This is a genomic window from Pseudobdellovibrionaceae bacterium (assembly GCA_023898385.1).
GTDB lineage: Bacteria > Bdellovibrionota > Bdellovibrionia > Bdellovibrionales > UBA1609.
Map to the genome: position 1 here is coordinate 2,186,716 of CP060220.1, position 13,796 is coordinate 2,200,511.

The following is a 13,796-nucleotide window of genomic DNA, read 5'->3' on the forward strand; positions in this document are numbered from 1 at the left end:
GGATTGTGGGGTTCACCCTCGATTTTATAGTTAAAATTTTCCAAATAACCCAATTCCAACTCCTGGACATTTGACCCCGTCCACTATCCCGAGCCATTATGCGGTGGTCATGCACATAAAGCAAACACCGAAGTTACATCAAGATTGGGTCGACCCAGAGGCCTTCGACGTGGTCGAAAGACTACAAACCGCCGGCCACACCACCTACCTCGTGGGAGGGTGTGTGCGAGACCTTTTATTAGGTAAGCATCCCAAAGACTATGACATTGCCACTATGGCCAAGCCCAATGAGGTTCGGCGCCTGATTCGAAATGCCTATGTGATTGGAAAACGATTTCGATTGGTGCTTGTGAAACGAGGCGACCAACAATATGAGGTGGCCACTTTTCGTCGAGATTTAAAACCCGATGAAAAAACCCCTGAAGAGGACCTGCCTGAAGGCGACAACCTCTTTGGCAGCCCAGAAGAAGATGCTCTCAGGCGAGACTTTACGATCAACGGCCTTTTCTATGATCCCGTCAATGACTCGCTGATTGATTTGTCTGGTGGCCTTGAGGATCTCAAAGCCGGACGCATTCGAATGATTGGCGATCCCGAAGCGCGGTTACTGGAAGATCCCATTCGAATTTTGCGGGCTGTGCGCCTGGCTCACATGATCCGCTTTCAACTGGATGAAGCGCTTCGCTCGGCCATGGCTAAACATGCGTCGTCCCTTTTACAATCGGCTTTACCGCGACGACGAGAAGAGATCTTAAAATTTTTGCGACTGGATAACCCGGCTCTCCCGTTTCTTGAATCCTATGATCTTGGGCTACTTGAGTATATGGCTCCCACGCTGCACGAACTCTTTTCGCACTCAGAAAAAAGTCAGGATTTTGTAACTTACCTGCAAGCTTTCCACGATAAAAGAATGGAAGCGCCTTTTGAGCTGTTTGCGGGGTTGGTGTTGGCCTATTATCGAAGCGTCATTGAGCCGAAATCGGAAGTCCCTGTTAAAAACAAAGACCTTTTAGATAATCCAAAGTTGGTTCGCCTGATGCGCGATGAGCTGGGCATGTTCAAATACGAACAAAGCCTCGTGGCAAAAGCCATACAAATGCAAGGCCTCTTAAACAAGCGGGCCGAGTTTGAGCGACGTGGATCATCAAGGCAAATGGCCATCTTAAAAAATGAGGCCTTTCCGTTAGCTCTTAAATTGGCGGATCGAGATTATTCGTTGAGTGCTGATGACCTCAAGTTCTGGCATGAAAGTTTTGAAAAGGGTCGAAAAGAAATTGAATCCTTTCAAAGCAATAACAATAAACGAAGACGGCGAAGGCGGCGAAAACCCGGCCCCCGAAAAAGACCGCAAAGCTAAAGTGGTTGTTGAAAGCGCTTGGCTTTTTCCTGAACTGTAGCGCTGTCAATCCCCTTAACTCCGGCCACAACAGCTTGAAAGTTTGTGGAGCTGGATTTAAACAAGGCCAAAAGATCCATAGCTGCTTCTTTCACCCGAGGTGATTCATGTGACATCATCTCGCGGGCAAATTTTTCGATGGGTTTACTCCGTCGTTTTTCAGGATTAACCATCATCCACCGTCGCAATCCTATAACGGCGTGGCTCGTTGACACTCCAAGGGCAAACCGTCGTGCAGACTCACTCCACTGGCTCAGCTCTCCACAGGTGCCGCCGCTTAAGCACTGGTTATATGTCGCTACTTTCGCCTTTGCCGTTTTCAATGTGTAAAACCGAGCCTCATTATCCCAAAAGTCATCGTGCTTTACTTGCAACTCATGCGGGCCTAATGTTTCGCTCACTTTCGACCACACCCCACTGAGTGACTCGATCTGATTTTTACCGCCATTAAAGTCTAAGCGGTGCTCACCGAAATTGCCTCGTCCATATAACCACGCCGCCAACAAAAATACAGACAACGATAAAACCGTGAAATACTCGGATCTCTTCATGATCCACCGCCACAACTACCAATATCATATCGACGAAACTGCCAGTTGAGGGCTCGCCCTAAATCTTTGTAACCCCGAACTCGTGGACAGGCCTCTTTGGCAATGACCTGCATTTCACGATCCGACAAACCCAACGTGTGCAATTGATTGGCCAGTGCCTCTTTGGCCACAAGCTCCGCTTTGTTTGAAGTGAGAGCTGACACCACTGAGCCCAAAAGGCTTTTGCGCACCACCGTATCTTGGTTGTCTTGAAACGCCACCATGCGAAGAAGTTGTACTTGAGTGGGTCCAAAACCTTCTTGAATAATATCCAAGGCCTGCAGCAATTGGTCTTGGCTGGGGGACTTAGCTAGAATCAATCGAAATGCCGTCAAAGGAATGGTGCTGTGAGAAATCGATAGGGCACTCATAAGGTCATTTAGTTTTACGTCATCTAGCCATTCTTGTTTTTCACTGACGGCGGTTTCTATTATCTCTAAATGCCAGGCCAGCTCATGGTGTTTGGGTGTTAAATTCACATCAAAAAAACCATCTGAATCGGGCACCTGACCACAAAGGCTACCATCAGCAAAACAAGCTATGAGTGAATGGGACTGTTCAATGGATCTTTGCACCAAGTCACGCCGACTTTCCCCATCAAGTTGGTCATAAAACTCACTGGGGTTAGTCGCGACAAATGCTTTTTCACGGAGAGCTTCGGCGGTGAAATTTTTCATTTTTAGTGACAACAATACATCTTGAGATTGACTCAAAATTCCCGAAGTGGGCGGCCTATTATCGCTTTCCATATATATTTGATCCTCAGCGAGTCCAGAAAACCCCTGGCTCACCCAAACATAAAAGGAATAAGCCGCTGCAACCGCCACCAAAAATCCAAACAAAGAAAATATTGCTGTCCACTTTTTCATCACAGCTCGGCTCCGCCTTGAGTCTTACGAACGACGTTTCGATCAACCCAGCCCAAACAATTATTTAGATTATTACCCGCTTTTAAATCTAAAAAACATCGAGGCGTTGCTGGATACCAAATGGCATAGGAGCGTTCTGTTTTACCTAAAACATAGACAGATTCGCCATTGCGAACAACTCCAATGGCCGATGTTCGAGATTTTTCAGTTGGACGCACTCGCAACCATGTTTTCATCGAAGAGGGTGCATTCTCGGTGTCTATTTCTCCCAAAAACAGATAGTCGGCTAAAAATTGCGTTGGGATTTTCTCAAGGTGAGTGGCGTCTGTAAAAAACTGATCATAGCCAAAACACAATTTATTCGATGTAGGTTCAGATACCGTTCGGACTTTGGCGTTCACATCATGAACCCATCCAATCAGATAACTGCCCGCCTTTTCTTGATGCACCTGTATCAGGCGAACAGATTCTTTGGGAATCCCATTGATCGACTCCATGGGCAGCCCCACCTTCAACCATGGCCCTCGTTTTTCGTTAAGATATGGCAGTTCTGAAATTCCATCTGGTGAATCTTTAAGCAGACTGAAACCCGACTGCGTGGGCACGCCATCCACATCACTTGTTGACGGGGCCAATCTAATATTTGCTTCTTTGCGATGGGACTTCAGTGCCACTAAGGTTTTCGAGTCTGAAAATTCGATGACGCCTGAATGACGAGGTATTCTCACCTGGGCCCAACGGCCAGACGACTTGGGACCACGAGCCCCGTCAAACTCGGAGATTACTTGCAATGGAACTCCAAAACCTCTGGTGTTGGGTAGGTAGCCACAATAGACTCTCTCATCTACCGATGGCGACAGGTAAAGACGTGTTTTATTGGCCAAGGTAAAGTGTGTCGCCTGCAGGGTCTGTTGCGATAACTTAAAAATACGATCTTCGGCCTCATTGAGATAATCTTTTTCTAGAAGGGCCTGAAGGGGCTTTGAATATTCGGGTTCTTCGGCCAACCCTCCGCCTGAGCCTTTGTGAATTTTTTCGAAATTCGTTAAAATCTCCTGGTAGACGAGCCACTCCACACTGTCTCTTGGCAACACCTGTTGATAAACGCTGTTTTGATTTAAAACCCTCCCGCGCTTAAAGGGAACTCCAGACACTTGGCCAACTACCACGTCTCGAAGAGACTGATAGAATTTTTTATTGGCCTCAACCCAAGCATCATTAATTTGAACTGAGGAGTTGCTAGCTTTTATAAGGCGGCTACGATGAGTCGGGTCAAAGGAACAAACAGCGTCTACGATAGATTGACCATAATAGTATTGGCCACCGTACAGTCCGCGAATCAAATTAAAATAGATATTGTTCTGCTCATATTTTTTAGTCGTAGAATCCACAGCCGATTTCGAAATAAAACTACACGCCTTTGAATAGCGAGGATAGTTTTTGAGTATTCCAAAATATCCCTGACTTGTGGGCTGTTGATCTCCCTCAAAAAGAAAACCCACGCCGTAATCGATGGTATTTTTCAGACTCAATACCACTTCAGGAGAAACAGCATCAATATGGTATCTGGCATTAGTTTGCCACATCCCGAGTGCTGTGCCGTTAAAAATAAACTGCCTCACCTCTTCTTCTTTATCAACCTGCTCACACTCAGCCACGAGAGGATTGATCGGATCTCTATAAAACTGGCTCAGTATTTTTTGAACTGTTTCTGTAACAGTGTCAGTGTGGTTGTTGGCCATCTGAAAGGCATTGGCTTTTTCAACACAGCGCCCGCCCTTTTCTAGTCGTATGTGTGAAAGTCTTGATTCATGATAGGGAACAACCAAACTGGCCAATAACAACGACCAATATCCGTTAACATTTCGACGATCGGCAAAGTCCTGACTTTCTAGAACCTCAACCCCATATCGATGGGCAGCTTGCACAATAAGTCCAAAAACCAGTTTTACATATTCCTCGGAGGCCTGTTGTACTCCAGCAGGGTCATCCAAATCTTTTCGAGGAAGCACCGGCCCCACAACAGGTGTGTCATCGGTCAGTGTCACCCATAGCGGGTCATAATTGGGGTTGCTGTAATGAAACAATTTTGATTTGACGGCGGGATAATTCACATCGGCCATGGCGGGCAAGATTAAAGCCGGCACAAGCAAACTGAAGACAAGCCCCCGCAAGAGTTGGCCGGTGACAGTGGCCAACCAATAAAAAATAGGGGCTAACAATTCATTAAACTTAATCCGCAAAACGGCTCTCCCAAACGTCCAGTATTTTCCACCCATTATCCCCCCAAAAAAGTAGCAAAACCTGGTCCTACGCCCACTCCCACCTAATGGGAGCAGAGCCCAAAACCCTATGCAGATTACACACATAGTGACAGAAATTGTCCGTCAACACCCACCAAGATGGACGCGCCCCCAATTATTGGATAAACTAAGCCCATATCCACCCAAGATCCCCTGGAGCTAAAGGGTTGGTTGGAGCGCGCGCCCGGACTCACATCACGATGTGCATGGCGTATCCGGGTTGCGGCACGAAAGTGACGCAATCCGAAGACGACATGCGGCCACTCGTGCCGTGAGTCCGGGCGCGCGCTCCAACCAACCCTTTGGCTCCAGGGGATCTTGGGTGGGACCTCATTTTAGGAGCACATATGAGTCCATCTATCTGGCAAATTTTAATTGTTCTTGCGATTATCTTGATCCTGTTTGGACCAAAGAGAATTCCTGGCCTTGGGAAATCTTTAGGTGAAGCCATTCGCGGGTTTAAAAAAGGTCTCAATGAAGACGAGATCGACGTGACTGATTCGGCCCGAAAAGAAGAACTTCGCGATGGCAACAGCGACAAAAAAACCTCCGAAAAGACAGAAAAAGAACGAGTCTAATTGCGTCTAGTTGAGCAGTGCTTTTACGGCCTGGGTGATTCCCGACGAATCCAGGCCATGCTTGGCATAGAGCTCAAGCGCTTTATAGGCACTTTGACCGAATTCATCTTTTACTCCGAGTGATCGAGCGTTGACGCTCACACCCTCATTCACCAATGCGTGGACCAACAAACTGCCCATTCCCCCTATTAATTGATGATCTTCAACAGTAAGCAATAATCCATTCGTTTTCGATAAACACTGAGCGATGGTTTCCACATCTGGCCTATTGATGACCGACGGATTTACAACGAGGGCTTCAATGCCCTCCGCTGACAAAGCGTCGGCAGCCTGCAGGGCCTGACCAAGCAGTGCACCACTAGCCACTATGGTCACTTTTTGCTGACATGATTCTTCGATGTCGCGAATCACTTGCGCTCGACCCAATTGATATTGATAGCCCTCTGACAAATAGGTTTCTGGAAACGTCTCTCGGCCAAGAAAGAAAATCTGGCTTCTTGGGACCTCTCCCTGTTTAAGAGCGGACACCCATCGGTCAATTGCCTGCCCCACAAGAGCATCCGCCTCATTACTTGAAGTTAGATTGTACACATCCACATGGGGAATACTGCTCGCCATAGAAAAATATGTGAGGGCCTGGTGAGAGGCACCATCGGCGGCATCTTGAAATCCCACGTGAGAATAAATCGCAATCACCGGTGCTTCTGACAATGAGGCCATAATCAAGGGAAGACCGCCTTTAGTCACACCAAATTGGGCAAAGGTGTCTACTACTGGGATATAACCTTGCTTCGATAATCCGGCTGCCATACTTAGCATATTGGCTTCGGCCACACCCACATCCAGACTCTGATGGGGAAACTCTTTTTGAAAGGGCTTTACCCCGGTCGATCCTGCTAAATCAGAGGAAACCGAAACTACTGGTAAACCTTCTTGGGCTTTTCGAATCAGAGCCTTGGCCACTCCGGTCTGTACTTTGTCCTTCGGCTTTGACGATGAGTTTTTTGACGCCGACTTTTTTACTTCAAAGGTATTCACTAATTCTCTGGCCCATTCGATAAACTCGGCAGGCACTGAGTCCCCATCATAAATTTCTGACAAAAATGAGTGAAGATCATTGGGATTGCTCAACGGAAATCCATGAGCCCCCGAACTCGACGCCTCAGTGGCTTTTGTTCCGTAGCCCTTGATCGTATGAACATGCAAGGCCACCGGGTGACGGGGATTGTTGCGAACCATTGACACAGCTTTATCAAAAACTTGAGCGCAAGCCTGCAAATCATGGCCGTCTTTTAACTCCAGCACTTGCCAACCCAACTCTTTTAGTGAAGCAAAAGTTGGCGCCATCGAAAATGACTCTTCATCAATTCGGCCAGAAAGTTTTGTGTTGTTGTCACTAATCACCAAAACAAAAGGAGCCATTTGCCCTTTGGCCGCCAAGCCTGGTATTGCGGCAAGGGCTTCTTTGGCTTCACCCTCCATGCATGCTCCATCAGAAATCGCAGTCACTATGACACGATTCACGCCAGCTAACGCATCAGCAAATGCCAAGCCCTGTGATTGAGGCAAAGACGAACCCAAGGGGCCGTTGCTTAAATAAACTCCCTCCGGAAACAAATGGGATTCACCATGCCCAGTCAAAACACTTTCAATAGAACGAAAGCCCTTGAGGCTGTCTAAACTAAGGTTGGCCACACCAAAGTTGGCCTTTAGTGCATACAATCCGTTTTCGCAGTGACCTGCATCATTGATCACATGAAAATCATTGTACCAGGGACGGTTATTTTTCTTTGCCCAATAAAACACCAATCCATAAACGGCTGACATGATTTCAGCAAATGCGGCCGGGCCACCAAAATGGCTGGCCGCCCCACCCATCACCGCTTGCATATCCATCAGTGCCACCATAGCCCGTGTGGCTTGCGGATCAGGCAACGAAATGGTTTCTCCGGAGGCCAGAACGACGTCCTTCGAATACGTCGGATTCGAAGCTGGATTGCCAGCCAATTTTACGGGTCGTTCTAGTGGTGTAAGATGTGGCATAGGCCTCTCCCATTTCGATGCTTTTAAGTCCCGTTTATTATCGAAATAACTGGCGAGTTTCAATGCCCACGCCGGCAATGGTCAGGATCGAACGTGCTCCGCATCATTGACGGCCCATTTCCATTCAGATCCCCCACAATGGTTTTGGCATTTAGATCCCTTTCACGGTAGTTTGGGCCCATGAACCTTAAAGATCTTCCCAAAGTGGAGCTGCATCGACATCTTGAACTTTCTTTGCGTCACAGCACCATCCGTGAACTGGCCCCGCAAATAGGTGTCATAATCAAAAACGACAAAGATTTTGCGGATCATTTTCTCATTGAAGACCCCATGCTGGATCTGCAATCCGTCCTCCATAAATTTCTCGATACACAAAAGCTGCTTCATTCAGAAGAAATTATTGAGCGCATCGCCTTTGAAGCGGTAGAGGATGCCGCCCGTGAAAACATTCGATGGCTTGAATTGCGCTACGCGCCCACATTTGTAAATCAGGGTCACCCCCATTTGAATTTTAAAAAAATTCACTCTGCCATTGTGCGCGGAGTGAAGCTTGCTGAATCTAAATATAATATCGGCGTTGGCCTTATTGGTATTGTACAAAGAACGCTCGATGACCTTGCGGCACAAGCGGTGGCCGAGTTTATCATGGATCACAATGACACTTTCTTAGCCATGGACCTTGCCGACAATGAGGCTGGGTTTGATGCAAAAAGATTCAGCAAACTTTTTCAAATGGCAAAGGACGTGGGACTTGGCATCACCGTGCATGCCGGTGAAGTGAACACACCCGAAGCTCCCACGGCCGTGAAAGAAGCCATCGAATACCTAGGGGCCGACAGAATTGGGCATGGAGTACAAATTTATCGTGATCCAGAAATTATGAACTATGTAAAACAAGCCGGCATCCCGCTTGAGCTGTGTCCCACAAGCAACTATCTCACGCAAGCCGTGCCCACAGTGGACGATCATCCCCTAAAACAGTTCATGGATTTTGGAATCATCGCTACGATCAATTCGGATGACCCAGGCACCTTTAACATCAACCTCACCCACGAATTCGAATTGGCTAAGAGCCGCTTCAAACTTACAGACACCGACATCCTCACCTGTGTCAAAAATGCCGCTCAACACAGCTTCATTGAAGATGCCCGAAATTGGTCGCCATAAAAAAATGGCTCCCCTAAGGAAGCCACACAAAAAACTAATCTTGTTTCTGCGCCATCAGTTGAGGTGCTGCGGCTGCGGTCCTCCCCGACGAATGACCTCCTCAGAAATGCTGTTGCCCTTGGCTTCAGCGTTAGCCATAAATTTCTTGGCTAGCTCTTGCACCTGCGAACCTTCGGGAATGGTTAGCCATTCGCTGTCCACACCGGGTACGGCTTTAGGTACTGAAAAACCAAAAACAGGATGGCGAACCATCTCTGCTTTTTCCAGCTCGCCACTTTGAATGGCAGACAGGAGCGTGCGGCTCACGGGAATGGGGAATCGCCCTCCCTTGCCGTAGCCTCCGTTGGTCCATCCCGTGTTCAAAAGCCATACGGGCACATTGTATTCACGCATCAATTGAGCCAAAAGATTTCCATAAACAGACGCGGGCCGCGGCATAAACGGAGCGCCGAAACAGGCACTAAATGTAGCCTGCGGCTCAGTGACACCCATTTCTGTACCAGCCACCTTGGCCGTATATCCCGAAATAAAATGATACTGGGCCTGCCACTCATCCAACTTGGCCACAGCCGGCAAGGCGCCAAAGGCATCGGCCGTCAAAAATACAATGGAGCTTGGCGGTGCTGCCTCGCGGCCTTGATCAAAAACATGATTGAGAGCTTCGATGCTGTAAGAGCCACGAGTGTTTTCAGTCAATGTGCCATCGTTAAAATCTATCGTTCTTGATTCATAGTCAAACCGCACATTTTCTAAAATGGAACCCTGTCGATTGGCGGCCATGTAAATGTCTGGTTCTTTTTCTGGATCAAGATTAATGAGCTTGGCATAACAGCCGCCCTCTAAATTTGACAGGCCATTTTTTGACCAAACAATCTCATCATCACCAATTAAAAACCGGTGGGGATCGGCCGATAAAGTGGTTTTACCTGTTCCTGACAAACCAAATAGCACACATGAATTGGATCCATCGCCTAGGCAGTTGGCCGAGGCGTGCATGGGAAAAAGGCCATACTTCGGCAAAAGATAATTGCACAATGTGAATGCGGATTTTTTTATCTCACCAGCGTAGGCCGTACCCACGATTCCCACTTTCATCGAATGAGGATCTAGGACGATGGCCTTTTCAAAGGGCATATTTATACCCAACTGTGAGGTGGTCAATTCGGGAGCGTGGTAAATCTGAATAGTGATATCATCGGCGATCTGCTCCTGCAGACTCTCGATATAATTTTCACGAAACATATTGCGAGCAAAGGCTATGTGCCATGGACTTGTGGATCGAACTCTGACTTTGAAACAGCCCACGTACTCTTGCATTTCATAATAGCTTTGGCCGGCCAGCTGCTTTTCTAGTTTTGCAAAAAACTCTTCCGCCTCGTTAGGAGAAATGCCCTGGTTGACTTTGCCCCATTCAATATCTGAAGCCACATCGGGGTGTTGAACGACAAATCTTTCTTTTGTGGACCGACCCGTTGATGCCCCTGTTTCTACCATAAGGGCCCCATCACGACTTAAAACTCCAAAATTCGCCTGTACCGCGGCTTCAATCAGTTGAGTGGTATTCATAGTTTTTTCACCCTTTCCCCTGTGCATTGGCTGGTTTGAAAACTGTTAGTACTACGAAACTAGTTTAGATGCGGCGTGTTTACCAACTGTTTGCCACTGATTTTTTGACACGCTCGCTCACTCTGCGGGGTCTTCTGGGGCATGAAGCCGGCCCCCTTGAATTTTCACCACCCTATCGGCCACCACTTCTAAATCCTGCGGATCATGTGTGACTAAAAGAGCGGGAATTTTATAGGCCGTGATGATGGTTTTAACCAAATGCCGGGCCTTACCCTTAAGAGCGGCATCCAGGGCCGAAAAAGGCTCATCCAATAATAAAAACCGAGGCTCGCCGATTATGGCGCGGGCCAGAGCCACTCTTTGTTGCTCTCCTCCAGAAAGTAATCCCACTTTGCGCTCAAGAAACCCTGTTAACTCTAAAGATTCAGAGAGTTCGGCTATTTTTTGTCTGGCATCTTTAGTATCTCTGGCCTTTGCCGCGAACTTGATATTTTCAATGGCCGTCATATGCGGGAACAATTCAAAGTGTTGAAACACCACTCCCAAACGCTTCTCCGGTACAGAAAATTTGGCCACATCACCATCCGGAAAAACCCAACTCATTCCGGGGCATGCCTCAAGGCCAATCAACAAACGCAGCACACTGGTCTTACCCGATCCAGATGGTCCCCAGAGGGCCGTGACGCCGTGATCTGGGATTTCCCAAAATGGTATTTCAATTTTAAAATCCCCATAGTCTTTAATTAAATTCTTCACTACCGACATGAATTACCCTTTAACACCGCTGAACACTCGCCCCAGCGTCACAAACAGGCCCCATAAAGCTCCGCCTAAAATTAGAATCACCCAAACCAACTGGGCTGATTCTTCAATCCGGTAAGAGGCCAACAGAGATTTCGCCCTCAGCGCCACGGTCAACTCCTCGGGTGCGATAATGCTTGATAAAGCAAAATCACCCGTGGCCCAAAAAGCTGTAAACCCTGCGGCTAAGCCAATAGCCGCTGACACCTGCGGCCGCGTGATCTTCCAAAAGATCATTGACCATGAACCCCCTAAGGTTCTGGCCGCACGCACCTGGCCCAATAGGGGCGTAAAGGCGCTGTCCACATTGTAGCGGTACATCACAGGTAAAGAGATAATCGCCACTCCCAGAGCGATCAGCAATAAACTCGTTCCTACATCATCGCCGCTGATCAGCCATAAACCAAAACCAGTTACCGCCGCACTGGGTGCCGCATAACCCACTAGAAAACTTTGAAATCGACTGTGGGGCAAACAATAAACCACCAGAGCTAGGAGGATAAACACAAACGCTCCGGCCAAAAAACCTACGGCCAATGTTCCTGCAACATCAGGCCACAAATTCTTAAAACCTGAATGCAACAAAATTCCGATGTCGCCGCTAGCTACCAGTTGCCCCATAACCACCACCAAAACCGCTGACAGAGGAAATAAAATCCCCCAAGGCCAATGTATGAGGTCTGTTCTCAATTTTCGAGACTTTAAACTTTGAGTTTGTCGAGACAACAAAAAACCAAACGCCAACAACACAACTGTTTGCCAAGTGCTTAACACGAGAGCCTCTCCCAAGGCGCCCGACATTCCCATCTTGTTATAGATGAGAACCTCCATGGTTGTTCCCTTAACGCCCCCCAAGATCAGTGGCACGGCAAAACTTGTAAAACTCACGGAAAACAAAAATAAAAAAAGCAACGCAAGATCACGTCGCAAATATCCCCATAGGCCTGCACGCCACAAATCCAGTCGGGTAGCCCCTTCAATCCATGCCAACTCCAACATGCCACCCAATTTGTAGTCGACCATTCGGCTCACAGCTACCGCTACCAAACCCACATTGATCACCCAGTGAACAACTACAATCCCCCACAGACCGAACAACTTAAGCCCCACCTCCTGGGCCACTCCCATGAGCGAAACCAAAACAAATAATGTGGGCACAAGGCTTGGCAAAATGAGAAATAGCTCAAAGACCCTTCGCCAAGTACGGTCTGCAAGAAACAAGAGTCCAAGGCCGCCGAGACTGCCGAACAACAGCGCTCCTGCGGCACTTAAAAAAGCCTGAAGGCACGTGAAATAAAAAACGGGCCCCGCTTCAGACCACAGCGGCCAACGCCAATGATCTACAAAACCAACAATAAGAAGAAAGGGAGATATGAGAAGTACAACGATGGCAAAGCGAATCCAATATGGGCTATTGGCCACGACTGACCTGCACCCAATTTTGCAGCAGCTGATCTTGCATGGTTAGAAATTCTTCCCAACGATTGGCCGGCAATATTTCAAGGTCCGGCAGATCCTTCCACAAGGGATCGCTCTCTACGTTCTCGATGACTGGCAACATAAAGTTGTGATCCGCAATAATTTTTTGTGACGGTGGTTCCAATAAGTAGCGCACAAATTCTTTTGCCAAGTCACATTCTTTACAGCGCTTAGGTACGGCCATAAACTCCACTTGAACCGGGTGACCTTCTTTGATTGCAGCCGCTTGATAACTACGGTCGCCATCTTCGCGCCAATGATAAAGTGGTGATGTCAAATAAGACAGGGTAAGACCCGCTTGTTTCTGCTTAAACAGCCCATAAGAAGCTGACCAAGAGGGCGAAATACTTTGTATGCTGGGTTGGATTTCTTTCAGGTAAGTGAACATTCCCTCTGACCCGTAGACGGCGTACAACCAATACAAAAACTGCAGGCCTGGCGTGCTACTTCGAGGGTCTTGCAAGCTCAGTTGACTTATATATTTTGCATTTTTTAAATCTTCTAAGGACTGCAGCTCTGGCAACTCGCCTTTGCGATAAATAAATGTGATTGGTGCCCAATCGTAGGGTATAAAAACATCTTTTGCGATTCCACGAAGTTCTTCTCGCCACTTTACATCTGATGCCATTTCTAGGGGAAGCCACTCCAGCTCACTTGCTGCCATGTTTTGAGTGAATTGGTCTAAGCCGATCACCACATCAGCCGCCAATTTTGATTTTATTTTAAGCTTTTGCAGCATAATCACTGAATCGCCCGCATTGAGATAACGAACTTTACAGTGGCAGTTTTTTTCAAATTCCTCTTTCAGTTTTGGCCCCGGTCCATAGTCACTCATAAAGCTGGGGTAAGTAAATACGGTGAGGTTTCTTTCAATGGGCGCACTTTCACGCATTCCTTGGGAGTCTTTTTTAAACTTCCAAAGTCCAAAAGCAAAAATGACCGCGGCCAATAAAGTTAATATGATTATGGATTTAATTCGCATAGCAGCCGATTATCATAGCTCG

The 13,796-nt window shown here is 47.5% G+C and carries 11 protein-coding genes; 3 read left to right on the forward strand and 8 right to left on the reverse strand.

The annotated features are described in order from the left end of the window. Nucleotides 1-109 precede the first annotated feature (109 nt). Entirely contained in the window at nt 110-1,357 is a 1,248-nt protein-coding gene (locus H6626_09870; protein ID USN46519.1) for a poly(A) polymerase, read from the forward strand. Here the strand turns inward: H6626_09870 and H6626_09875 are convergent. Genes H6626_09875 through H6626_09885 form a run of 3 tightly spaced genes read right to left on the reverse strand, consistent with a single transcriptional unit; the run spans nt 1,354 to nt 5,134 of the window. Then, the gene (locus H6626_09875; GenBank protein ID USN46520.1) at nt 1,354-1,947 is read right to left on the reverse strand and encodes a hypothetical protein; all 594 of its coding nucleotides are present in this window, start codon (nt 1,945-1,947) and stop codon (nt 1,354-1,356) included. The genes H6626_09870 and H6626_09875 overlap by 4 nt on opposite strands. Beyond that, nucleotides 1,944-2,858, reverse strand: a complete 915-nt coding sequence (locus tag H6626_09880) for a hypothetical protein (protein USN46521.1) — start codon at nt 2,856-2,858, stop codon at nt 1,944-1,946. Before H6626_09880 ends, H6626_09875 begins: the two co-directional genes overlap by 4 nt. Then, the gene (locus H6626_09885) at nt 2,855-5,134 is read right to left on the reverse strand and encodes a hypothetical protein (protein ID USN46522.1); all 2,280 of its coding nucleotides are present in this window, start codon (nt 5,132-5,134) and stop codon (nt 2,855-2,857) included. The genes H6626_09880 and H6626_09885 overlap by 4 nt, the downstream gene beginning before the upstream one ends. Nucleotides 5,135-5,505: 371 nt before the next feature. On the opposite strand from H6626_09885, the gene H6626_09890 reads away from it, so the two are divergent. Then, a complete protein-coding gene (locus tag H6626_09890) occupies nt 5,506-5,736 on the forward strand; it encodes a twin-arginine translocase TatA/TatE family subunit (GenBank protein USN46523.1) in 231 nt (76 codons plus the stop codon). 6 nt (nt 5,737-5,742) lie between these two features. Here H6626_09890 and H6626_09895 read toward each other — a convergent pair whose 3' ends face one another. Continuing rightward, nucleotides 5,743-7,779 (reverse strand): transketolase, encoded by a 2,037-nt coding sequence (locus tag H6626_09895; GenBank protein ID USN46524.1) that lies wholly within the window; start codon nt 7,777-7,779, stop codon nt 5,743-5,745. A 180-nt stretch (nt 7,780-7,959) separates the two neighbouring features. On the opposite strand from H6626_09895, the gene add reads away from it, so the two are divergent. Beyond that, nucleotides 7,960-8,946: an adenosine deaminase gene (gene add, locus H6626_09900; GenBank protein USN46525.1), complete on the forward strand. Its 987-nt coding sequence runs from the start codon at nt 7,960-7,962 to the stop codon at nt 8,944-8,946. A gap of 54 nt (nt 8,947-9,000) precedes the next feature. On the opposite strand, the gene H6626_09905 is transcribed toward add, so the two are convergent. The 4 genes from H6626_09905 to H6626_09920 all read right to left on the reverse strand — a co-directional run bounded on the left by H6626_09905 (nt 9,001) and on the right by H6626_09920 (nt 13,774). After that, nucleotides 9,001-10,512: a phosphoenolpyruvate carboxykinase (ATP) gene (locus tag H6626_09905; GenBank protein ID USN46526.1), complete on the reverse strand. Its 1,512-nt coding sequence runs from the start codon at nt 10,510-10,512 to the stop codon at nt 9,001-9,003. Between the two features lie 117 nt (nt 10,513-10,629). Beyond that, nucleotides 10,630-11,277: an ATP-binding cassette domain-containing protein gene (locus H6626_09910; protein USN46527.1), complete on the reverse strand. Its 648-nt coding sequence runs from the start codon at nt 11,275-11,277 to the stop codon at nt 10,630-10,632. 3 nt (nt 11,278-11,280) lie between these two features. Next, nucleotides 11,281-12,735, reverse strand: coding sequence for a hypothetical protein (locus tag H6626_09915; protein ID USN46528.1), 1,455 nt, complete (start codon nt 12,733-12,735; stop codon nt 11,281-11,283). Continuing rightward, complete coding sequence (locus H6626_09920) at nt 12,725-13,774, reverse strand: thiamine ABC transporter substrate-binding protein (GenBank protein USN46529.1); 1,050 nt, start codon at nt 13,772-13,774, stop codon at nt 12,725-12,727. Before H6626_09920 ends, H6626_09915 begins: the two co-directional genes overlap by 11 nt. Nucleotides 13,775-13,796 lie beyond the last annotated feature (22 nt).